Source organism: Clostridium septicum (assembly GCF_003606265.1).
GTDB classification, from domain to species: Bacteria; Bacillota; Clostridia; order Clostridiales; family Clostridiaceae; genus Clostridium; species Clostridium septicum.
In genome coordinates, this window is sequence record NZ_CP023671.1 from 1,157,551 (window position 1) to 1,180,702 (window position 23,152).

Genomic DNA, 23,152 nt, shown 5'->3' on the forward strand with positions numbered 1-23,152 from the left:
AAAACCATTCCTTTTTAAGTAAAATATAAAATAATATTTTATCTAAATTTTATATACTTTATTTCCAGATTGTATTATATTTCTAGTATCATAAATAATCTTATTAGTTAATAATTTTTGATTTTCTTTTATTTCATCATGTGATACTAAAACTACTACTAATTCTATATCCTTTAAGAAAGTGTCTATATTTTCAACTTGATTTTTAAATTTCTTCTCTTTTACACATGGATCATATACTTTAACATTGTCTATATTATATTTTTCAAAGATACTTAATAATTGTAATGTTGGGCTTTCTCTTAAGTCATCAACATTTTCTTTATATGTCATTCCATATAATCCAACCTTTGAATAATCCTTAATGTTATTTTCTTTCATTATTTCGTGAATTTTATCAAATACATATTGAGGCATTCCATCATTAACTTCTCTTGCACCTAAAACTACATTAACTATGTCTGGATAGTCTCCAACTAGAAACCATGGATCTACTGATATACAGTGTCCTCCAACCCCTGGACCTGGTTGTAGTATATTAACTCTTGGATGTTTATTAGCTATTTTTATAAGTTCATATACATTCATATTTTCTCTATCACACATTTTAGCTAATTCATTAGCAAAAGCTATATTTATATCTCTAAATGTATTTTCTACAACTTTACTCATTTCAGCAGTCTTTATATCTGTAACTACTATTTCACCAGTACAAAATCTTTCGTACCATGATTTAACTTCTTCTCCAACTTTTTTGCTATCTGCTCCAATAGTTCTTGAATTATTCTCTAATTCAAACACCATTTTTCCTGGTATTATTCTTTCTGGAGCATGTACTAAATGTATATCTTCCCCTATTTTAAATCCTTTTTCTTCGATTATAGGTCTTACAAATCTATCTATTGTTCCTGGAGAAATTGTTGATTCTATAACAAGTATAGTCCCTGGTTCACAAACTTCCATAACTTGCTTTGTAGCTGCTATAACATATGTTGCATCTATTTTCTTACTTTGCTTTATGTATGGAGTTGGAACTGTTATTATGTATCTATTTGTTACTTCATATTCATTTTTAAATTTTATTCCATTATCTAAAGCCTTTCTAAATACACTTTCTAAGCCTTCTTCTTCAAATGTTAATTCCCCTCTATTTAGAGTATCTACTAATTTTGTATTTAAATCAGTTCCTACTACTTCTACTCCATTTGCTGCAAACATTAGTGCAGTTGGTAATCCTATATATCCTAATCCTATAATATTTAATACGCTCATATTAGTCTCCTCCTCTATTTAAATTCCCATTAATTTTTTATTAGATTAAATTCATCTACATTTTCATTATTTCTTCCAAAATACTTTTCAATTGCTTGTACTATTCTTCTTGAAGCCTCTCCATCTCCATATGGATTTACTGATCTACTCATAAGTTCATATGCTTTACTATCTCTTATTAATAAATTAGCCTCATTAATTATCGTATTTTTATCTGTCCCTACTAATTTAACTGTTCCCGCTTCTACAGCTTCTGGTCTTTCCGTTACATCTCTAAGTACTAAAACTGGTTTTCCAAGATGAGGTGCTTCTTCTTGCAAGCCACCTGAATCTGTCATTACCATAAAACATTTATTCATTAAGTTATGAGTTTCCTTAGTATCTAATGGTGATAATAAATGTACTCTATCCATTCCTTTTAAATGTTTCTCAACTACGTCCTTTACAACAGGATTTAAGTGAACTAAATAAATTAATTCAACATCATTATTTTCTTCTACTATTTTCTTAAGTGAAGTACATATATTTTCTATTCCCTCACCCCAGTTTTCTCTTCTATGAGCAGTTACCATAATAACTTTTTTATTTTTGAAATCTATATTATTTAACTCTTTATTATCAAATACATAGTTTTCTTCTACTGTAAATTCCATTGCATCTATTACAGTATTTCCTGTAACTATAATATCGCTTTCCGATATACCTTCTCTTAAAAGATTCTTCTTTGATCCATTAGTAGGAGCAAAATGTAAATCTGCCATAGCTCCAGTAAGTTTTCTATTCATCTCCTCTGGAAACGGAAAATATTTATCTCCAGTCCTTAAACCGGCTTCTACATGTCCAACTTTTATTTTCTTATAGAATGCTGCTAAGGCTCCTGCAAAAGTTGTTGTTGTATCACCATGAACTAAAATCATATCTGGCTTTGACTCTTCAAAAATATCTTCCAAACCTTGTAAAACTCTATTTGTTATTCCAGTTAAAGTTTGTTTTTCTTTCATAATATCCATGTCATAGTCTGGATTTATATCAAATAGTTCTAAAACTTGGTCTAGCATCTCTCTATGTTGAGCTGTAACACATACTAAAGAATCTATATTTTCACTTTTATCTAATTCTTTAACTAAAGGTGCCATTTTAATTGCTTCTGGTCTTGTACCAAATATGCTCATTACTTTTATTTTTTTCACACCGTTCACTTCCTCACCATTTAATTTTTAGCATGCATTTTCATCACCAAATAATACAGTAACAGTTTTTAAAATAAGCTTTATATCTAGTAAAACACTTCTTTCTTTTACATACTTAATATCTAGTTTCATCCAATCTTCAAAACCAATATTATTTCTTCCTGATACCTGCCAGTAGCATGTAAGACCTGGCTTTACTTCTAGTCTTTTCATCATCCAAGGCTCAAATTCTTTTACTTCTTTTGGAAGACTAGGTCTAGGACCTACCAAGCTCATTTCTCCCTTTAAAACATTAATTAGTTGTGGAATTTCATCTATGCTTGTTTTTCTTATAAACTTTCCTACTTTTGTAACTCTAGGGTCATTTTTTATTTTAAACATAGGTCCTGACATTTCATTTTCTTTTTCTAAATTATTTTTTAATTCTTCTGCATTTACTACCATTGACCTAAATTTATACATGTTAAATGTTTTTCCCTTTAGCCCTATTCTTTTTTGGGAAAATATCACTGGTCCTTCTGATTCTAATCTTATTAAAATGGCAATTATCAATAAAAATGGACTTAATAGAACTAATCCTATTATTGAGGCTAGTATATCTATTATTCTCTTAATTATTGTATATAAATGTCGTTTCTCTATAGTATCTTGAATTACTAACTCAGCATTATCATTTTCTATTTTTTCCATCTTATTCACCCCCCAAATTTCTAAATTTAGCAAAATATGTTACAAAATTGCATAATTACTTTAAATTTAAAAATTTAATTATATAATTTTTAAAACTATTACCTTGAAAATAATCTTAGAATAAAGTTTTTTTTCTTTTCTATAATATTTCCACCAAACTCAACATCTTTATTTAATAACATATCCTCAGACCATCTATTGATTTCTGATAGATACTTCTTGTCTATTTTATTTATTGCTTCTAGCCCTAAACTCATATCAGTATTTCTCTTTACATCTCTATGAGCATCTGATCCTATAAAGCTATATACCTTATTTTTCAAGAATATATTAGCAGTTTTTTTAGCATTCTTTCCAAACATCCCTGTTATACTTCCCGTATTTAATTGAAATAAGAAACCTTCTCTTATAAGTTTATTTATAAGTCTTGGTTCCTCTATGAAAGGTTTGTATCTTTCTGGATGTGCTATTATTGGAATTATCCCTTTTATCTGAAGTTCATAAATATCATTTATTACATTAGTTCTTGAAAAGTTTCTCATAGGTAATTCTATAAGCATATACCTTGTATTATTTATTGTTCCTATTAACCCCTCATTATAATATTTAAGAATATTTTCAGTATAATAAACTTCTTGTCCTGAATATATTTCTATATTTATACCATTTTCTTTAGTTAAAGCATTAAGTTCTTTTACATACTCTTTTACGTCTCCAGACTTAACTTCATATCTACCTGGAAAGAAATGTGGAGTTGCAACTATTTTTCTTGTTCCAGTTTCCACACTTTTTCTTAGCATATTTAAAGTCATTTCTTTAGATTTAGATCCATCATCTATTCCATAAATAATATGCGAATGTAAATCTATCATTTAACTTTCACCGTAATAATAGTATTGATTTTGTTTATTATCTACTCCATTTAATACAGTTCCTATTATATTGGCATTAACTTTTTTTAGTAGATTTATTGCATTACTTACTGAATCCCTTTTTGTTTGTTCTGCTTTAACTACAAGTATAGTACCATCAGCTCTTGTTGATAGTATTTGTGAGTCTGTAACTGCTTGAACTGGCGGAGTATCCAGGATTATATAATCGAATCTTTCTTTTAATTCTTCTAAAAGTTTCCCCATTACTTTTGAAGCTAACATTTCTGATGGATTAGGTGGTATTTTTCCTGAAGTTAGTATTCTTAAATTATTTCCACGTTTTTTTGTTATTGACATTATGTCTTCTTTTCCTATTAAAACATCTGATAATCCTACCGTATTTGATATTTTAAACTTTTTATGTATAGAGGGCTTTCTTAAATCGCAATCTATTAGTATTACTTTTTTATCGCCTTGTGCTAGTGATAACGCAAGATTCCCTGATGTAGTTGACTTTCCCTCTCCTGGTTCAGAACTTGTTACTACTATAACCCTAAAGTCCTTATCAAAAGAAGAATATTGTATATTTGTTCTTAATGTTCTATAGTTTTCTGCTGCTATAGATTTAGGCTGTTTTTCTACTATTAACATACTGAATCTCCTTTACTCATTTTCCACTTTCGGTATTACACCTATTACTGGTATATCTAACTCTCTTTCAAGTTGCTCTTTAGTTTTAAAAGTATTATCCATAAATTCAAGCAATAAACATAAGCCTGTTCCTATCATAATGCCTAATAAGAATGCTATTGCTATATTCATCTTTTTATTTGGACTTACTGGTTTTTCTGGTAAAGAAACTTGTTCTATTATCTTTATGTTTCCGTTTGGTACTAACTCCTTAGATGTAGCTATAAATTGATCTGTTACTACCTTTATAACATTTTTTGCCTCTTCTCTATTTTTACTTCTAAATTTTATTTGAAGTATTTGTGTATCAGCAACAGGAACTACAGTTAAATTTTTTAAAACTTTACTCTCATCTAACTTTATATTTCCTTTATCTAATGCTTTTGATACAAGATCCTTAGTTTTTATAGCTTCTGAGTATGTCTTCATAAGTTTTTGGTACATAAGTACATCATTTTGATTATAACCTTGACTCTCTGTATCTTCTTTCCCTATAAATATCTTAGTGCTTGCTTCATATTGTGGTTTTATTATAAAAAAGCTTAGTATTGATGCAAGAATAACAGATACCAAAGTAATTATTACAATTAACCTCCACCTCTTCTTTAAAGCATCAAATAAATCCTGAACCCTTATCGTTTGTTCTTCCAATGTAATAAACCTCCCGAACTATAATAAATAATTGCTTTTGTCGATAATTGTTTGTAATTATTCCAGTACATACCTTATCTTCCACGTATAATTCTACCACACTTTTCGAACATTTTTTATAGTATTATTCAAAGTTTTATTTAATTATTTTAATATATACGTTTGTTTTTACTATTTTCCACAGTTTTTTATTAAATTTAATATTATTTTTAATTTTTTCGCCGATTTTAATATAAATTTATTATTTTATAATATTTTTCAACTTTTTGTGCCTTTATTTGTTCAGCCTATATTTTTAGTAATTATTTGTTTTTGCTTTCTAAAATCAAATAATTTTATTCAAAAAAAGCCAGAGTATAACTACTCTGACCATTTACTTTATTATTATTATTATTTTAATTATCTTTCCATATAATAACTGCTTATACTCTTTCTAATTTTCACTTTCATTTTATAAGCATCTGAATAGTTTATTCCCATAAAATCGGCATAGCTAGTAAGTTTTTCACCATTTATATAAACCATTTCAAATAATATTCTCTCATCCTTTGAAAAACTTAAAACTATATTTTTTAATCTGTTAATAACCTCTCTTTTCAAAACTTCTTCTTCTAGAGTTTCCACTTTTAACATTCTATTCTCTGATAATTCTTTATTATCAATATAAATTATGTTTTTATCACATCTCTTTTTTAAATCTATAAGCTTATTGTTTATAGATCTTTTTAAATATGCAAAAAATAGCCTTTCCTTTTCTAAATCTATCTTTTCTATAACATTTAAAACAACCATTACACATATTTGCTCTATATCTTCTTTTTCAAAGTTTTTTATATTAATTGACATATAACTTTTTATAATAAGGGGCTTGCAAGCAATTATAATTAATTCTTTAGCTCTTTTATCACCAAGTTTGGCTTTTCTTAATAACTCTCTCATTTTTCTCTCAACCTCCCTAATATTTAGAACAAACGTTCTAAATATATTATAACAACTTACCCCTCTTTATGGAATGAATTCTTTTACCATTTACAATTTATTTACTTTTAAATATTGAAAGTTATTTATATAACTAAATTTAAAGATTAGCAAGTCCACTTTTAAACCTTGGATTTTTTTCACTATATCCTCTTTATAAATCTTATATAACAAGAAACTACTAAATACATACCTTATATTCTTTAGGTAAACTTATTTAGCTTCAAAATCATTATTAAGTTATCTGCAATTTGGATGTTAATATAATTTCCTAAAGAATAAAAAAATGCCTGTAACTCTAGGTTACAGACACTTTTTAAATTAAGACATACTAACTTCAGTAACTTCTCTAACTACTATTTCAGCTTTTACCTTACTTGCTAAAGCTCCAGCCTCTGTTTCTATAGTTTTTGTTTCTATAATCTTATCCATTAATGCATTAATTTCAGTATCATTTACATCTGATTTTACATCTCTTACAGATAATCTAACTGTTCTATCCACTGGATCTTTAAATCCCATTACAACTGTTGTTGCCATAAAAATTACCTCCTTTCTTTATTAACCTTTTAAAATTTCAAAAACTTGCTCTTTTTTAATGCTAGTTATTGAATGTTCTATTATTTTGTCTAATTCATCACTTAGCTTAACTAAGTTTTCATCACTAGCTTCAGATGAAATGTTCTTGAAGCTTTGATTCTTTTTTTTGTCACCAATTTCATAACCAACTTTTAATGTATTCTTTATTAAGTTTTTTGTAACTGCCATGTTATCACCTCCTACACTTAATAAATATGCAGTTAATAATTTTTTTAAGGTTTTTTTTAATAAAAAATATATTTAAATTTTTTATTATTTTTTCTAAAAAACTTCTCTTTACTGCGTATTTATTATGTAGAGGGGTTTTTAAATTTTATTTAAATAATAAATTAGGAGGATATATTATGTGTTTTTGTGAATTGCTTTCTACTGCTCAAAAAGGAAATACTTCTTCAGTAGAAGAAATAATAAATTTATTTTATCCATTAGTATTAAAGGAAGCTAAAAAAGTTTATTTAAAAAGCTATACTTTTGAAGATCTTATACAACTTGGTGTACTTAATGTAATTAAAGCAATATATATGTTTGATATTAATAAAAATATCAATAGTTTTTCTTCTTATGTATTTTGGAGTGTAAAAAATGGGTTTGGATATCTTTGTAGAAAAGAAGTTAGATATAATGAAATATGCAGTTTAGATTTTAATTCCACTGAAGATTTAAGCCTTATTGACTTTCTTCCAGCTGCAAATAATATTGAAAATGAAGTTGTTGAAAAATCAGATATATTAGAATTAAATCTTGCTTTATCTAAACTTAATAAAGAAGAATTAGAGTTAATAACATTTATCTATTTAGGAAAGGATAAAAGAACCTTAACAAGTTATTGCAAGGAAATGAAAAAAGATTATTATTATGCTACCCGTATAAAAAAGCAAAGTTTGGATAAACTAAGAAACTTCTTATCTTTTAATATAAAAATTTTTTAATATGAAAAATTTATTCTTTTGCTATAATATAAATTAGATAATATTTCTAATTTTAAATTTTCAATATTTTCTATAAATTTATTTATATACAATTAAATTATTTAAATTAATATACTAAAGTTTAAGGAGGATTACTTTAATATGAGTAACTATAAATTAATATGTATTGATATGGATGGAACATTACTTGATGATAACCATAAAGTAAGTAATGAAAATAAATTAGCACTTAAAGCCGCTACTGAAAAAGGGGTTAAAGTTGCAATTACTACTGGAAGAATTTTTTGTTCTGCTAAGTATTACTCTGATTTAATTGGAGTGGATGCACCTGTTATAGCGTCTAATGGAGCTTATGTTCGTGAAAAAAATTCTGACAAACCTATTTTTGAAAACCCACTTCCTGCAAAAATATTGCATGAGGTTTATTCTATAATTAGAAAATATGGACTTCATGTTAATTTAAATACTTCTGATACAGTTTTAAGAGAAACAGAAGTCCCTAAAGATCATGCTTATGCTATTATGAATAAAAATTTACCTGATGATCAAAAAATAAAGTTTATCATATCTGAAGATTTAACTAAATATATAGATGATTTTAACGGACAAATTTTAAAAGCTATTACTATTGAAGAAGAAAATATAGATGCTCTTTTTAAAGCTAAAGAAGAGTTAAAGGAAAAATTTAAAGATGAACTACATATAGTTAGTTCAAGCCCAAAAAATTTCGAAGTAATGCTTGGAACATCTTCAAAAGGAAATGCAGTAAAAAAATTAGCTGAAAACTTTGGTTTATCTCCTGAAAATGTGATTTGCATTGGTGATTCTGAAAATGATTTGTCTATGCTAAGATATGCAGGTCTTGGAGTTGCAATGGGCAATGGACTTGATATTGTAAAAGAAGAAGCTGATTTTATAACTGATACTAATCTAAATAGTGGTGTTGCTAAAGTAATTGAAAAATTCGTTCTTTAGAAAGGATATAACTATGCTAGATAAACTAACTCTAAAAAAGGCTGGTCTTAATTCATTAAAATAAAATGGACTAAAAATATTACTATATTTTTTATATTTTCTTTTGACTTAGCAATTCCCCTTACTTTTATTTCTATCTTTAACCAACTACTAATAGGTACTTCATTTGAAAGATGGTTTATGAGTTTAATATATGTAATAAGTCTTATTGCTAATATATCTATATTAAATAAACTAAAAAGAAGAAAAACAATGGTTATATTGCAATAAAAATAATTATAATAGCTTATATATATTATTTTCTACTTTATATAAAAAAGGAGTTGTTTTGAGACAACTCCTTTTAAATCTTATTTATTCTTTTTTCTTAAACAGCTTCCAGCACCTATAGCTAATAATCCCATTAATGCTACTGCAACTGCTGGAGTTCCACCTGCATTAGGTAAGTTTCCACTTGAATTACCTGATGGTTTTCCACCACTAGAACTTCCTTGTCCTTCTCCATTTCCAGGTTGTCCTGTGCTTCCTTGTTCTTTTTCTTTTAAAGCTTCTATAGCTTTAATTATATTATCTATAGCCTTCTGTACATCTTCATCTGTAACATTTTCATTTTCTATAAGTTTTTCTGCATTTTCTAAAGCTTCCTTAAGAGCATTTAATGATTCAGATGTATACTTATCTTCTCCATTTATTACTTCTTTAGCCTTTTCAATAATTTCTTTTAATGAAGTTAAATCAGCTTTTTTAACTAAAGCTTTATTAGCATCATTAATAGCTTTTATTGCAGCTTGAATTTCTTCCTTTGTTGCACTTGAATTTTCTAAAACTTTCTTTCCTGCTTCCATAGCTGAAAGTAAAGCATTTGCAGAGTCTTTAGTGTATCCATCTAAGTTAATTTTTTCGCCTTCTTCTATAGCCTTCTTTAACTCTTGAATATCTACTAAATTATTTACTGCTATTTCCAATTCTTTATATGCCTCTAAAATTTCTTCCTTTATAGCATCTTCATTATCCATTACCTTCTTAGCTAATTGTAGTTTTTCATCTACAACACGCCAAGTTGATTCTGTGTAATTTGATTTCTCTAATGATTCAGTTTTATTTATTAAATCTTCTAATTTTTCCTTACTTGGCTTTAATCTTAAATCTAAGAATGCCTTCATTAAATCTTCATAAGCTTCAGCAACTTCATATTCTAATGCATTTTCATCTGCTATAACTACATTAGCCTTTTCTAATTCTATCACCAATTTATCCCATGTAGATTTAATATATTCTTTGCTATCTAACTTGCTAATTCTGTCTACTAATGCTATTAAGCTAGTTTTATCTCCCTTATAGAAAGATAAATATTGCATTGCTTTACTTAAGCTATCAAAAGCATCATTTACCTCTTCTTGAGTAGCATCCTTATTCTTAGCTCTTTCTAGAACTTCTATAGATTTTGCTCTTTCCTTTAAGAATAAGTCTTTTACTACAGGAATTAATTTATCTATTTCTTCATCTGTAATTTTATTTGCTTCATCTACAGCAATTTCTAAACCTAGTGTAAATGTTGCTCTTTCCTTTAAGCCTTCAATTGATTTTTCTAAGTTAACCTTAGCTTCATCAACTGCTGCTTGAGTAGTATTTTGTAAATCAGCTAAAATCTCTTTTGCTGAGTTTAACGCTTCACTATAAACAACCCAAGAAGATACTGTATATCTATCTTCTACAAAATTGCATGAATCAACAAGTTCTTGCAACCCACTACCATCAACAATATTTAATACTAAGCCTTCTTCTGCAGCTATAAGACCTGCTAAAGCTTCATCTATTTCACTTTGTAATGCATTATTATTGTTTAATACTACTTCAGCTATCTTTAATGCATCTTCTAATACTTTAAAGCTTTCAGCTGTATAGTTATCTCCATTAAGAAGAGATAGCTCATCAAACTTAGACTTTAATTCATCAGAATTTGGTAACTCATAATTATTTATTGTAATTATTTCATAAATAGTTGGAGCTACTCCTTCCCAATCTATTCTTATTTCAAATATATTTTCAAACTTAGGATTTAATAATTCTGTTAAGCTCTTATCTAATGTTCCAAGCTCATTCCATACTGGTTCACCTGCTTCATTATAGCCTGTTCTAACCATTACCTTAGCATTTGAAATAGAACTTCCACTTTGAACAATATTAATCTTCTTAATATCTGTCTTTTCTGATAAACGATATGTGAAACTTCCACTTGTTATAGCTCCATTATTTGTATTTGGCTTATATGCAGTAGCTAAGTTTCCATCTGATACTTTTCCTGGTTCAAATCCTTTTAATTCAATAGGATTTGAAGTATAAGTTGGATTATTTTCAGTTCTTACATATTCACCATTATTTATTAGTATTTCGTTTATTACAGACCAACGTCCTGAATTTGCTGCTGTAAATAATACTCTTAAATATCTAGCTTGTAAATCTAAGTTTTCACCTTCTACATAACTATGTGATATTGGAATTATTCCATTTGATACACTACCATGCTTATATCCATTTTCGCCTGGTTTTGCATCAAAATTATTTGTATTTTCAACTCCATCTCCAATAACTATAGCATCTGTCCATTCTTCTCCATTTAATGATACTTGAATTTTAGCATCACGAATATGATCTACTTCAGTATCTAATACTGCATATTTAATATTATTGATATTCCTAGTTTGTCCTAAATCATACACTATAGTACTATCTGTTCTAGGAGGTCCCCCAAACTTAACTGATGTATTAAAGTTTCCATCAAAGGCTAACTTTGGATTTTCCCCATTATGAGGTTCTACATAAGAACTTAATAAAGATGGTGGATATACTTCATTTGATTCTACTTCAAATGCTGATACATTAAATGTTACAGTCTTATCTGCAATTAATCTAATATAACGAGCATCCTTTAAATTTGAAGTATCTACTGCATTCCATTCGATTTCATTCATAGAACTTTCTAATCTTAATCCATCCATATTTGAAATATTAGCTGTAACTCTGCTTATATTTTTAATACGATTTAGCTTAACTCCTATATATTCGCCAGCATTAAGTGTAATATTATTTTGTGGAATTAATTTAGTTAATGAATCTGTTGAAGTTGATTTTATCCCTGAATCAACATTAGTATAAATGTTTTTAGTGTCTCCAATCTCTTCATTTCTAACTCTTTCAATTCTTATTTCTGAGAATTTAACCCACTTATTTAATTCTCTCATATTAGTAAGTCTTACATATCTAGCTTGTGCTCCATGTAAGTTTTCATTAATGATATCTTTACCAGCTGTTGAATTATATTCTTTAAAAGTTGTCCAAGTGCTATTGTCTGTTGAATACTCTAATTTATATTCAGTCCACTTATCTGAATCACCTGCTCCAACTACAAAATGAACATTACCTACTTCTACAATTTCACCTAAGTCTACTCCTATATAATCTCCTACATGAGTTAAATCTTCTGCATGAGTTTTATACCATACACTTGTGCTATCATTATTATCGAATAATGCACTTTCATTTCCACCACCGTATATGGACCATCCTGCTGTTCTAATTAAAGTATGAGTTAATGGACTTTCATTTGTTCCGCCATTACCTTCTTCCTTATTTACAACAATATCTTTAACTCCAAGCCATGTATTTCCTTTATTTCTTGTTGCAATTATTCTAATACCTTTTACCGTTAAGTCTAACCCTTCAACCTTAACATCTTTAGGATTTGTATAAACTTCTTCATTTAAATCTGTCCAAACTTTTCCGTCCTCTGTATATTGTATCTTAGCCTCTGACATTGTATCATTTGGATTTGCTGCAGCCCCCATTAAGAATTGAACATTTTTCAATTGAATTGGATTACTGTATTTTACTCCAACATAAGTTCCTTCACTAATAGTATTTGGCGTTTTATATACTATTTCAGTTGCAGTATTTCCATCTAATACATTTTTAATATCTCCTGAAGGTTTATCTGTACGATTAGTTATATAAGTTGCTATAACCTTATTAGGATCTATTATTGATGAAACAATATTTCCAACGTTTTGTTCCATAAAGTTTATAAATGGCACAATGTGTTGAACACCAACTTCAGCCCTTTCATAATGATCTACATACCAGAAAGTATATGTCTTTGATTGTTCAAGTGCTGCTTTTGCATTTGAGTATTCTGTCCATATTTCATCATTATTTCCATCTTCAATAGCCATAGTAGCTCTTAAATATCCAATTGCTGCATTCATTGTATCTTCCCAACAATTTAACCAATATATAATTTGATCTCTTGTTCTGGAATTTCCTGGATTTTCTTTGTAATATGATGCGGCCTCTTTTAACTTAGTAAATTCAGCAATTAATTCTTCAGCATCTGCTTTAGTATTTGTTTCACTTTCAAACTTTTGCTTATAAGCAGTTAGCTTTGGAGCTAATTCTACTGATTCTTGTAATGCAGTAACACGGCCATCCATATTTTGATTTATCATATGCTTACTTATTTCTCTTAAAGCCTTTGATGAATCTGTATCTTCAGCTGTTCCATGATCCATGTATTTAAATGAAGCTTCCCAGTTTTTATCTGCTTCTGCTTTAGTTTCCCAAATATTCCATGCATAATCTGCATTTGCAAATAACGCTGATTTATTAGCTTCAGCTTGTTGCATTGGGTTTAAAACTATACCTTGCACTGAACCTGGAGTTACTCCTGGGTGTAAGAATGTATCATTACCTCCCATTATTAAATGTTGCTTTGAATTATCAGAACATGGCCAGTTAATCCACATATAAGGAGCTCTACCTTCATGTCCTTCAGAAGCAATATTATTTTTAAAGTTAGTTGCAAAGTTTTGATCTACTTCTCCCCAAATTCTACCTCCAGTAACTACTATGCTAACATTATCTCCAGCTTTATTTATTTCTTTTAATTGCGCTGAACCACCATTACCCATGTAGTCATTTGGACAGAATATTAAATCTGTCTTTAAATCTGTGTAAGTTTCCTTTTGCTCTTCTAACCAAAGTGTTAAATCATTTAATAATTTAACATAAGTTTGTGCACCTTGTGCTGGAACCCCTGCATCATCTGCCAATATTCCAAATTGTCTAACTCCAGCCCCTAATAATTGAGAAAACTTATTTTTAATTATTTGTAAGTCTGCTTGGTAATTTTCTTCTGTGTTAAATCTAATTGCATTATGCATAAATGGATGTAATGCATATACATATCTGTTTTTAGTTTCATTACCAACTTGAGCTAATTTTTTTACGCCTTCTAAAGCATCTGCTGGATAAAGCTCTCTCCACTTACTGTTATGATAAGGGTCATCTTTTGGTGCAAATATATATTGATTCATTTTATATTCTCCACCATATTTCATAAGCTCAGCTCTATCTTCGTTAGACCAAGGATTTCCATAATATCCTTCTATAAATCCACGATACTTTACATCTGCATAGTCATTAATTCTAAAGTTTTTAATCATACCATTTTCTAATTGATTAAATACATGTTTTAATGAAGTTACGCCGTAAAATGTACTATCTGTATTATTTCCTAATACTCCAATAACTCCATTTTTAACATAAACTATATTTGAATCTAACTTTTCAAAGAAGTTTTCTTGATGCGATACGTTTTCATTAAAGTAAGTGTCTACCCCTTCTCCTGATCCATTAATTCCAATTAAAATATTAGTTTTTCCCTCTACTATTTTATTTGAAATTGATAAGTTAATGTTTTTACTATTTAATATTTGTTCAACTCGATTTTTAGTATAAACATCTATTCCATTTTCATAAACAACATTTACATCAGTACCAACTTCAAATTCTCCACCAGAATAATTAACTTCATGTGGATTAGGATAGATTTCATACTCTACTGATTTATTTTCTTTTTCTCCGGTTATAGCTGAAACATCTACTGAACCTGATATAGTGCCAAATGTCATAGCCCCTACAACCATAAGAGAAATAAATCTTTTTATTCTTCTTCCCATAAATATCCCCCTTTGTATAACTTTAATTTAAACATATCTTAAATATTGTTATCTTTTGTGGAATTACTTTTTGAATTTATTTGTTTCCTTCTCTTTTCCCCTCCTTTTTATTAAATTAATTATTTAATATAATATTTTATAATGTATTAACAATTATAAGTCATATCTTCTACTATTGTAACATTAGTAATTTTTTTACACAATAACCATATAAATCATTATATGGTTATTTTTCGATAATTTTCAGCATAATATATTCTATAACAGTTTATATAACTAATTAAAAACAATCTATAAATAACCTATTTTCACACACTACATTTATTAATTTAAATAAGGTTAAATTATAATACAAAAAAAATAGCTAGTAGAACTTAAAATTTCTACTAGCTTTATTATTTTAATTAAGCATTTTATCCTGATTTTCTAACGAATAAATTAACCTTTCAGAAACAAGTTATTTTATATAGACTCTTTTTAATAAACTAATTATATAAGTTAGATAAACTTCTCTTACATTTATGAGCAATTTAACTTAGCCATAATTAGTTACATACTTTTCATAAATATATAAGTTGCTCCTATAACAGCTATAAAACATAATATAGTTGAAATTACAAATGTTAAATTTAATCCAATAGCAGTTGCTGTCATAGGTCCAATTACAGCACCTAATCCATAAACTGCAAAGATTATTCCATAATTAACTCCAAAATTTTTAGTTCCATAATAATCAGCTATTATTGTTGGAAATATAGTTAGCATACCACCATAACTTATTGCCATAAAGGCTAGAACTATAAAATATTTATTTCCTTGTAAATCACCAAAAGCAGTATAAGCCATAGACAAAGTCATTATAAGATATATTACCCCTACTGATTTCTCTATACCAAGTTTATCTGAAACAGCCCCCCATAAAAGTCTACCTCCTGCATTAAATAATGATATTACAGCTACTGCATTTGTTGCTGCTTCTGGTGTTATATTAGCTAAATCAACACCAATATCTCTAGCTAGTCCAATAACTGTTAAACAGGCTGTTCCTCCAAAGAGATACATCATAGCTAAAACGTAGAATTTTACCTCTTTAAGCATATCTTTAAGTTCTACATTATTACTATCTTCCTGAATGTTATTCTTTTTCTCACTACTAGAATTATTTTTTTCAGGTAAAAAAAGAAATTGAGCTGATACAACTGATAGTAAAGTATATATAGCTCCTAAGTATAAAAATGCTCCTGGAACACTTGCAACATTAATAAAATGAATAGCAATAGGCTTAAATACAAGTGCTGAAACTCCAAAAGCACTTACAGCAAGACCTGTAACTAAACCTCTTTTATTTGGAAACCACTTAACACAGGTAGCTACTGGACAAACATATACAAAACCAGCTCCTATCCCAGCTACAACTCCATAGTAAATATATAATTGCCACACTGTTGTTGCAGTACTTGAAAGAATTACTCCAGCACCAAATAAAATACTTCCAAGAGTTGCTATTTTCCTTGGTCCATATTTATCTTGTAACCTACCTCCAAATATAGCTGAAAATGTAAAGAAAAATATCATTATTGAAAATGTAAATACAACTGCCCCCTTTTCCCAACCAAACTTTTCAACAAAAGGTATATTAAATAAACTCCACATAAATATAGTTCCCATTACTAATTGGATTGCTAATGAAGCAATTAAGACTATAAGCCCATTTTTATTTTTCATAAACATTTCTCCTTAACTTAATAATATTTTACTAGACTAAATACATGCCTTAGCTTTTTTACTATTTAAAATGTTAGAAATTCCAGTTTATATTTTATTTATATATTTAAATTCATAGGCTCTTCATTAAAAATTCTTTTATCCATAAGTTTTAAATTATTAGATATTATAGGCTTAAATTCCATTTGATCTATTATATCTTTCTTCAAATCTACACCTGGAGCAATTTCAGTAAGAACTAGTCCTCTCTTTCCAAGTTCAAAAACAGCTCTTTCTGTTACATAAAGTACTTTTTCTCCTAAATCACTTGCATATTCACCACTAAATGTAATTTGCTCAACTTTATCTATGAATTTCTTTATCTTACCTTCTTTTTCAATTACTAAAGCATTATTTTCAATCTTTATTTTTAATCCACTAGCAGTAAATGTTCCGCAATAAACTACTTTTTTAGCATTTTGAGTTATATTTATAAATCCTCCACATCCAGCTATTTTAGGGCCAAATTTACTTACATTTATATTTCCTTTCTTATCACATTGAGCAAGTCCTAAAAATGCTATATCTAATCCTCCTCCATCATAAAAATCAAACTGATAAGCTTGATCTATTATACATTCAGCATTACTTGAAGCACCAAAATTCAAACCACTAGCTGGTGTTCCTCCTATTGGTCCTGATTCAACTGTTAGTACCATAGTATCCCCTATTTTCTCTTCATTTGCTACTACTGCAACTCCCTCTGGTACTCCTATGCCTAAGTTAACTATTGATGATGGTGTTATTTCCATAGCTGCTCTTCTTGATATTATTTTTCTTTCATCTAATGACATTTTATTTTCTCCATCTAATGAAATGAAAACTTCCCCACTAAAAGCAGGATTATATTTTTCTCCAAAAGTTTGCATATTATTTTCTCCATTAGATACTACAACAGCATCAACATATATTCCTGGTATTTTAACCTCCTTAGGTTTTAATGTTCCTGATTTGACAACCTTTTCAACTTGAGCAATAACTATTCCTCCAGAATTTTTAGCTGCTTGAGCCATAGATAATCCTTCTAATGTAGCTACCTCTTTTTGTAAAGATAAATTCCCTCTTTCATCAGCAAAAGTTGCTTTAATTATTGCAACATCTATTGGAAAAGCTTTATATAAAAGTCTCTCACATCCATCTATTTCAACTAATTTAACTATATCTTCAGTAGTCTTACTATTTAGTTTTCCTCCTTCAATTCTAGGATCTACAAATGTTTTTAATCCAACATGAGTTAAAGTACCTATTTTCTTTGCCGCTATATCTCTTAATAAATGAGTTATTGTTCCTTGTGGCAAATTATATGCCTCTATTTTATTTTCAATAGCTAGTTTCTGTAGCTTAGGTGCTAACCCCCAATGTCCTCCTATAACCCTTTTTACAAGACCTTCATATCCAAAGTGATTTAATCCTCTTTCCTTAGAATCCCCTTGACCTGCTGCATAAACAAGAGTTAAATTTCTTGGATGACCATTTTCCAAGTATTCTTTCTCTATTCCTAATGTTACTTCTTCTGCATGACCTGCACCTATGAATCCACCAACTGCTACTGTAGAATTATCTTTAATCATATTTATAGCCTCTTTAAGTGTTTTTACTTTATACATAAAATTACCTCCTTAACCTTTTATGTAATATATTACAAGCAATTACCATGCCAAAATTTAAATAAAAAATAATCTAATAAAACAATGAAATATAAAAAAGCTATAACCATATTTGCAACAAAAATTAGATTAAGTAATAGAATTTATAGATAGTAATAAGAGCAATTATAAATATAATAAATTCCTATTCCATTTATTGTATTTATTCAGCTAACCGCATATAATTGTATATTGGAGAAAATTGAAAAGCCGTAAGAAAAAAATTTTATAGTTTATATCTTCCCCATAATGGCTGAAGAAATGGGGCATTTCTAAAAGACGAGTAAAGAAACTACGGGTGGAAAACTACATACCCGTCATGGCAAAGTTTAGTGGAATGTGGTTGATACCAAATGATTCTAAAGCCTGTTGACTGACGGCATACTGGTAGAAAAATAAAAGAGGGTGAAAATAAATGAAACGTATTTTCTTTGTTGAAGATGACTTAAGTTTAATAAATGGTTTATCTTTTGCTATTAAAAAGCAAGGATACGAAATAGATATTGCACGTACAAGCCTTGAAGCGAAAAAATTATGGATGGACAGGAAATATGATTTAGTTATTTTAGACGTATCACTTCCTGATGGCAGCGGTTATGATTTATGTAAATACATTCGTAAAACATCAAAAGTGCCAATTATATTTCTTACTGCGGCTGATGAAGAAACGGACATTATCATGGGGCTTGATATAGGTGGCGATGATTACATAACAAAGCCTTTCAAACTGGCGGTGTTTCTGTCAAGGATTAATGCTCTGCTTCGCAGAAGCGATAATTTTAATGAAGCAGATACAGAATTAAACTCTAATGGTATAAAAGTACAACTATTAAAAAGAGAAGTCTATAATAATGGAATACAAATTTACTTAACTGCCAGCGAATATAAATTGTTATGCCTTTTTATAGAAAACCCGGATATTGTTCTTTCACCGGAACAGATTTTAAGCAAACTTTGGGATTGTGATGAAAAATATATAGATAGCAATACCCTTACTGTATATATCCGTAGACTTCGCACAAAAATTGAAGATAACCCCGGTCAACCACAAAAAATAGTAACAGTTCGTCGTATGGGGTACAAATGGAATACTATAAATTGAGGTGTGCTATGAAAATACTAGTAAATAAAAAAATCAAATTACTCTTTTGTTGGATCCTACTATTTATCATAGCCTTTGGGCTACTCTCTGTTGTCTTTATAAGTTTGAATGTAAAAAATACAGCATTATATGTACTTGTATCTTCCTTATCCATGGGTATTCTCATATTAGCAGTTGTGTATCAGTATTTTAAGGAACAAAATAAAATTATGGAAAATGCCGTAACACAAATTAAAGAATATATTTCAGGAAATGAAAATGCACGAATTGAATGTAATGATGAGGGGCAGCTATATAGGCTATTCCATGAAGTAAATTCTTTAGTTTCCATTTTAAACGCCCACGCTGAAAATGAGAAAAAAGCAAAAAAGTTTTTGAAAGATACCATATCTGATATTTCCCATCAACTAAAAACCCCACTTGCTGCCCTCAATATATATAACGGAATTATTCAGGAAGAATCAAAAGACTTACCAACAATCAAGGAATTTAATAATCTTTCAGAGCAAGAGCTTGACAGAATAGAAACTCTTGTACAAAACCTCTTAAAAATCACAAAACTTGATGCAGGAACAATCTTGATAGAAAAAAACATAGAAAATGTATCTGAAATGATGAGCAGTATCGAAAGGCACTTTTTATATCGTGCAGAGCAAGAAGAAAAGAAACTATATCTTTCCGGTAATGATACCCACACTTTATTATGCGACCGTAACTGGATGATTGAAGCAATCAGTAATATTGTAAAAAATGCCTTTGACCATACAGAGAAAGGTAATACTATTTCTATTGAATGGAAACAGTTTGCGTCTATTATTCAAATTACCATAAAAGATAATGGCTATGGTATCTATCCAGAGGATTTACATCATATTTTTAAAAGATTTTATCGTAGTCGCTTTTCAAAAGATACTCAAGGCATCGGACTTGGGCTTTCACTTACAAAGGCTATTGTTGAAGCACACAGGGGAACAATTGAGGTTAACAGCGAATTAGGCATTGGTACAGTTTTTACAATGAACTTTTTAATTCCTACAAAATTGTAGGATATATGTCATCTTGCAGTAGTATTGATGTGATAATCTTTCCATATCAAGACAGAAAGAGGTGTTTATTATATGAATTTATTAGAAGTTAAATCAATTTCTAAAACTTATGGCAGTGGTGAATCTGCTGTACACGCATTAAAAGATGCTACTTTTTCCGTTCCAAAAGGTGAATTTGTGGCAATTGTTGGAGAATCTGGCTCTGGAAAAAGTACACTTTTGAATATGGTAGGTGCTCTTGATACTCCAAGTTCCGGTAAAGTATTTATTGACGGTAAAAATATTTTTGCAATGAAAGACAGCAACTTAACAATCTTTCGTCGTAGAAATATCGGATTTATTTTTCAGGGCTTTAATTTAATTCCAGAATTGAGTGTTGAGCAGAATATTATATTCCCTTTATTACTTGATTATCAGAAGCCTGACAAAAAATACTTGGAAGAATTACTTACGGTGCTTAATCTAAAAGAACGCCGCCATCACTTACCAAGTCAATTATCTGGGGGACAACAGCAACGTGTAGCCATAGGCCGTGCTCTTATTACGCGACCATCACTTATCCTTGCCGATGAGCCAACAGGTAATTTAGATACACAAAATAGCAGCGAAGTAATTACTTTACTAAAAGAAGCTGCAAAAAAATATGAACAAACTATTGTTATGATTACCCATAGTCGAAGTATCTCACAAACCGCAGATAGAATACTACAAGTGTCAGATGGCGTATTAACCGATTTTGGGAGGTGCCGTGAATGAAAAGCTATCTAAGCCTAATTCCAATTTCTGCAAAAGTACATAAACGACAAAACCGTATGACGCTACTGTGTATCATCTTTGCCGTACTTTTGGTAACGTCTGTTTTCAGCATGGCAGACATGGGTGTTAGAATGGAGAAAGCAAAGTTACTAAGCAAGCATGGCAGTGAATCACTTCAAGGATTGAGCAGCAATGGAATGGCTCAGACACTATATTCTACTGCTTTAGTATTGTTTGTTCTGATACTTATTTCAGGAGTACTTATGATTTCAAGCAGCATAAACAGTAGCGTTGCTCAAAGGACAAAATTCTTTGGGATGATGCGATGTATTGGAATGAGTAAACCACAAATTATCCGTTTTGTAAGACTGGAATCTCTTAATTGGTGCAAAACTGCAGTTCCCATAGGTGTTATACTTGGAATTATAATCACATGGGTGTTATGTGCTTCATTACGCTTTCTTGTAGGAGAAGAGTTTTCTGATATGCCTGTTTTGGGAATCAGCCTAATTGGTATTATTAGTGGAATTATTGTTGGAATTGTTACAGTTCTCATTGCTGCAGGCGTTCCTGCTAAACGAGCTGCTAAAGTATCTCCTATAACAGCAGTATCAGGTAATTCAGAAAACATAAAAAATATAACTCATGGTGTGAATACACATTTTTCAAAAATTGAAATTGCCCTTGGTATTCATCATGCAGTATCAGCAAAGAAAAATTTGATACTTATAACAAGTTCCTTTGCGCTTAGTATTATACTTTTTTTGAGTTTTTCTGTTTTAATAGAATTCGTTGATTTCCTTATGCCTCAGTTATCTAATGCTTCTGACATCAATATTTCAAGTAATGAAAATTCAAACTCTATAGACAGTGAGTTACTTGATAAAATTAGTAACATGGAAGGGGTAGAACATGTTTTTGGTCGTAGGAACTATCTTGATATGCCAGCACAATTAAACAAAGCTAATACGCCGCCAAGTATGATTGACATTATATCCTATGATGATTTTGATTTAGATTGCCTTACTAAGGATAAACAGCTTAAAAAAGGTAGCGATATTTCAAAAGTGTATGGAAACACTAATTATGTACTTGCAACTTGGGATAAGGATAGTTCTTTAAATATAGGCGATAAAATACAAGTAGGAAATGAGGAACTTGAAATTGCAGGTTTATTGAAATTTGACCTATTTAGCAGTGATGGCAATACAAACGGAAAAACAACTATCATTACTTCTGGAAAAACCTTTAAACGCCTAACTGGTATAAATAATTATTCACTTATCATGATACAAACCACAAAAAATGTAACAGACGAGAATGTAGAAGCAATTCGCAATGTAGTTGGTGGAGAGTACACATTTAGTGACCAACGTGATCAGCGTACTACTAGCACATATATGGCATTTTTATTCTTTGTATATGGATTTTTAGCAATTATTGTTTTAGTTACTGTATTAAATATTATGAACAGTATTTCTATGAGTGTATCTGCAAGAATAAAGCAATATGGATCCATGCGTGCTGTTGGTATGGACGAACATCAAATTACTAAAATGATAGCTGCTGAAGCATTTACCTATGCTTTATCTGGTTGTATCGTCGGTTGTGTAATTGGATTATTTATTAGTAAGATGTTATATACCATTCTTATTACATCTCATTTCAGCTACGCTACTTGGAGTGTACCCCTTATTCCATTAACGATAATTCTTTTGTTTGTTTTTGTAGCTGCTATTGCTGCTGTCTACACTCCGTCAAAACGTATTAGAAATATATCAGTAACGGAAACTATAAATGAATTATAATATCCTTATTGAAGGATGAAAAAAATTTAATTAAATATTCTATATTCTGCCTGACGACGGCAAAAGAAAAAATCTGTCCCAGAGCAGATATATTTTCACTCACATAATCTATTATACTTTCTTACATCATATAGCAAAGCCGCCTTGTAGTTTTATGCTACACTGGCGG

18 protein-coding genes are annotated in these 23,152 nt (G+C 29.4%); 6 read left to right on the forward strand and 12 right to left on the reverse strand.

The window, feature by feature from the left end; all coding sequences use genetic code 11:
• Nucleotides 1–42 precede the first annotated feature (42 nt).
• The 9 genes from CP523_RS05095 to CP523_RS05135 all read right to left on the reverse strand — a co-directional run bounded on the left by CP523_RS05095 (nucleotide 43) and on the right by CP523_RS05135 (nucleotide 7,111).
• Nucleotides 43–1,272: a nucleotide sugar dehydrogenase gene (locus CP523_RS05095; protein ID WP_066676193.1), complete on the reverse strand. Its 1,230-nt coding sequence runs from the start codon at nucleotides 1,270–1,272 to the stop codon at nucleotides 43–45.
• Nucleotides 1,273–1,301: 29 nt separating this feature from the next.
• Nucleotides 1,302–2,462, reverse strand: coding sequence for a non-hydrolyzing UDP-N-acetylglucosamine 2-epimerase (gene wecB, locus CP523_RS05100; protein WP_083089466.1), 1,161 nt, complete (start codon nucleotides 2,460–2,462; stop codon nucleotides 1,302–1,304).
• A 27-nt stretch (nucleotides 2,463–2,489) separates the two neighbouring features.
• Nucleotides 2,490–3,152 (reverse strand): sugar transferase, encoded by a 663-nt coding sequence (locus CP523_RS05105; protein WP_066676197.1) that lies wholly within the window; start codon nucleotides 3,150–3,152, stop codon nucleotides 2,490–2,492.
• 98 nt (nucleotides 3,153–3,250) lie between these two features.
• On the reverse strand, nucleotides 3,251–4,024 hold the full coding sequence (locus CP523_RS05110) for a tyrosine-protein phosphatase (protein WP_066676198.1): 774 nt from the start codon (nucleotides 4,022–4,024) through the stop codon (nucleotides 3,251–3,253).
• Entirely contained in the window at nucleotides 4,025–4,675 is a 651-nt protein-coding gene (locus CP523_RS05115) for a CpsD/CapB family tyrosine-protein kinase (RefSeq protein WP_066676199.1), read from the reverse strand.
• A 12-nt stretch (nucleotides 4,676–4,687) separates the two neighbouring features.
• Nucleotides 4,688–5,365 (reverse strand): YveK family protein, encoded by a 678-nt coding sequence (locus CP523_RS05120; protein ID WP_066676200.1) that lies wholly within the window; start codon nucleotides 5,363–5,365, stop codon nucleotides 4,688–4,690.
• A gap of 399 nt (nucleotides 5,366–5,764) precedes the next feature.
• On the reverse strand, nucleotides 5,765–6,304 hold the full coding sequence (locus CP523_RS05125) for a sigma-70 family RNA polymerase sigma factor (protein ID WP_066676201.1): 540 nt from the start codon (nucleotides 6,302–6,304) through the stop codon (nucleotides 5,765–5,767).
• A 360-nt stretch (nucleotides 6,305–6,664) separates the two neighbouring features.
• Complete coding sequence (locus CP523_RS05130) at nucleotides 6,665–6,883, reverse strand: DUF2922 domain-containing protein (protein WP_066676203.1); 219 nt, start codon at nucleotides 6,881–6,883, stop codon at nucleotides 6,665–6,667.
• A gap of 21 nt (nucleotides 6,884–6,904) precedes the next feature.
• Nucleotides 6,905–7,111, reverse strand: a complete 207-nt coding sequence (locus CP523_RS05135) for a DUF1659 domain-containing protein (protein ID WP_066676204.1) — start codon at nucleotides 7,109–7,111, stop codon at nucleotides 6,905–6,907.
• A gap of 176 nt (nucleotides 7,112–7,287) precedes the next feature.
• Between CP523_RS05135 and CP523_RS05140 the strand changes: the two genes are divergently transcribed.
• On the forward strand, nucleotides 7,288–7,872 hold the full coding sequence (locus CP523_RS05140) for a sigma-70 family RNA polymerase sigma factor (protein WP_066676205.1): 585 nt from the start codon (nucleotides 7,288–7,290) through the stop codon (nucleotides 7,870–7,872).
• A 141-nt stretch (nucleotides 7,873–8,013) separates the two neighbouring features.
• A complete protein-coding gene (locus CP523_RS05145; RefSeq protein ID WP_066676212.1) occupies nucleotides 8,014–8,847 on the forward strand; it encodes a Cof-type HAD-IIB family hydrolase in 834 nt (277 codons plus the stop codon).
• A 350-nt stretch (nucleotides 8,848–9,197) separates the two neighbouring features.
• Here the strand turns inward: CP523_RS05145 and CP523_RS05150 are convergent, their stop codons facing one another.
• From CP523_RS05150 to CP523_RS05160, 3 genes are all read right to left on the reverse strand, one after another.
• On the reverse strand, nucleotides 9,198–14,861 hold the full coding sequence (locus CP523_RS05150; protein ID WP_120140606.1) for a beta-N-acetylglucosaminidase domain-containing protein: 5,664 nt from the start codon (nucleotides 14,859–14,861) through the stop codon (nucleotides 9,198–9,200).
• A gap of 549 nt (nucleotides 14,862–15,410) precedes the next feature.
• Nucleotides 15,411–16,586, reverse strand: coding sequence for an L-lactate MFS transporter (locus tag CP523_RS05155; protein WP_162925949.1), 1,176 nt, complete (start codon nucleotides 16,584–16,586; stop codon nucleotides 15,411–15,413).
• A 98-nt stretch (nucleotides 16,587–16,684) separates the two neighbouring features.
• Nucleotides 16,685–18,232 carry an acyl CoA:acetate/3-ketoacid CoA transferase gene (locus tag CP523_RS05160; RefSeq protein ID WP_066676215.1) on the reverse strand — a complete coding sequence of 516 codons (1,548 nt, stop codon included), beginning with the start codon at nucleotides 18,230–18,232 and terminating at the stop codon, nucleotides 16,685–16,687.
• A gap of 454 nt (nucleotides 18,233–18,686) precedes the next feature.
• On the opposite strand from CP523_RS05160, the gene CP523_RS05170 reads away from it, so the two are divergent.
• The 4 genes from CP523_RS05170 (at nucleotide 18,687) to CP523_RS05185 (ending at nucleotide 22,983) form a co-directional block, all read left to right on the forward strand.
• On the forward strand, nucleotides 18,687–19,373 hold the full coding sequence (locus tag CP523_RS05170) for a response regulator transcription factor (RefSeq protein ID WP_066676217.1): 687 nt from the start codon (nucleotides 18,687–18,689) through the stop codon (nucleotides 19,371–19,373).
• A gap of 8 nt (nucleotides 19,374–19,381) precedes the next feature.
• The gene (locus CP523_RS05175) at nucleotides 19,382–20,419 is read left to right on the forward strand and encodes a sensor histidine kinase (protein WP_120141046.1); all 1,038 of its coding nucleotides are present in this window, start codon (nucleotides 19,382–19,384) and stop codon (nucleotides 20,417–20,419) included.
• Between the two features lie 72 nt (nucleotides 20,420–20,491).
• Nucleotides 20,492–21,175 carry an ABC transporter ATP-binding protein gene (locus CP523_RS05180; RefSeq protein ID WP_120140608.1) on the forward strand — a complete coding sequence of 228 codons (684 nt, stop codon included), beginning with the start codon at nucleotides 20,492–20,494 and terminating at the stop codon, nucleotides 21,173–21,175.
• The gene (locus CP523_RS05185; protein ID WP_120140609.1) at nucleotides 21,172–22,983 is read left to right on the forward strand and encodes an ABC transporter permease; all 1,812 of its coding nucleotides are present in this window, start codon (nucleotides 21,172–21,174) and stop codon (nucleotides 22,981–22,983) included. The genes CP523_RS05180 and CP523_RS05185 overlap by 4 nt, the downstream gene beginning before the upstream one ends.
• Nucleotides 22,984–23,152 lie beyond the last annotated feature (169 nt).

Excerpts from the sequence above, each read along its gene's own strand:
- CP523_RS05095 (WP_066676193.1), bottom strand. The coding sequence starts at position 1,272 with ATGAGCGTATTAAATATTATAGGATTAGGATATATAGGATTACCAACT.
- CP523_RS05105 (WP_066676197.1), bottom strand. The coding sequence starts at position 3,152 with ATGGAAAAAATAGAAAATGATAATGCTGAGTTAGTAATTCAAGATACT.
- CP523_RS05110 (WP_066676198.1), bottom strand. The coding sequence starts at position 4,024 with ATGATAGATTTACATTCGCATATTATTTATGGAATAGATGATGGATCT.
- CP523_RS05115 (WP_066676199.1), bottom strand. The coding sequence starts at position 4,675 with ATGTTAATAGTAGAAAAACAGCCTAAATCTATAGCAGCAGAAAACTAT.
- CP523_RS05125 (WP_066676201.1), bottom strand. The coding sequence starts at position 6,304 with ATGAGAGAGTTATTAAGAAAAGCCAAACTTGGTGATAAAAGAGCTAAA.
- CP523_RS05130 (WP_066676203.1), bottom strand. The coding sequence starts at position 6,883 with ATGGCAACAACAGTTGTAATGGGATTTAAAGATCCAGTGGATAGAACA.
- CP523_RS05135 (WP_066676204.1), bottom strand. The coding sequence starts at position 7,111 with ATGGCAGTTACAAAAAACTTAATAAAGAATACATTAAAAGTTGGTTAT.
- CP523_RS05140 (WP_066676205.1), top strand. The coding sequence starts at position 7,288 with ATGTGTTTTTGTGAATTGCTTTCTACTGCTCAAAAAGGAAATACTTCT.
- CP523_RS05145 (WP_066676212.1), top strand. The coding sequence starts at position 8,014 with ATGAGTAACTATAAATTAATATGTATTGATATGGATGGAACATTACTT.
- CP523_RS05150 (WP_120140606.1), bottom strand. The coding sequence starts at position 14,861 with ATGGGAAGAAGAATAAAAAGATTTATTTCTCTTATGGTTGTAGGGGCT.
- CP523_RS05155 (WP_162925949.1), bottom strand. The coding sequence starts at position 16,586 with ATGAAAAATAAAAATGGGCTTATAGTCTTAATTGCTTCATTAGCAATC.
- CP523_RS05160 (WP_066676215.1), bottom strand. The coding sequence starts at position 18,232 with ATGTATAAAGTAAAAACACTTAAAGAGGCTATAAATATGATTAAAGAT.
- CP523_RS05170 (WP_066676217.1), top strand. The coding sequence starts at position 18,687 with ATGAAACGTATTTTCTTTGTTGAAGATGACTTAAGTTTAATAAATGGT.
- CP523_RS05175 (WP_120141046.1), top strand. The coding sequence starts at position 19,382 with ATGAAAATACTAGTAAATAAAAAAATCAAATTACTCTTTTGTTGGATC.
- CP523_RS05180 (WP_120140608.1), top strand. The coding sequence starts at position 20,492 with ATGAATTTATTAGAAGTTAAATCAATTTCTAAAACTTATGGCAGTGGT.
- CP523_RS05185 (WP_120140609.1), top strand. The coding sequence starts at position 21,172 with ATGAAAAGCTATCTAAGCCTAATTCCAATTTCTGCAAAAGTACATAAA.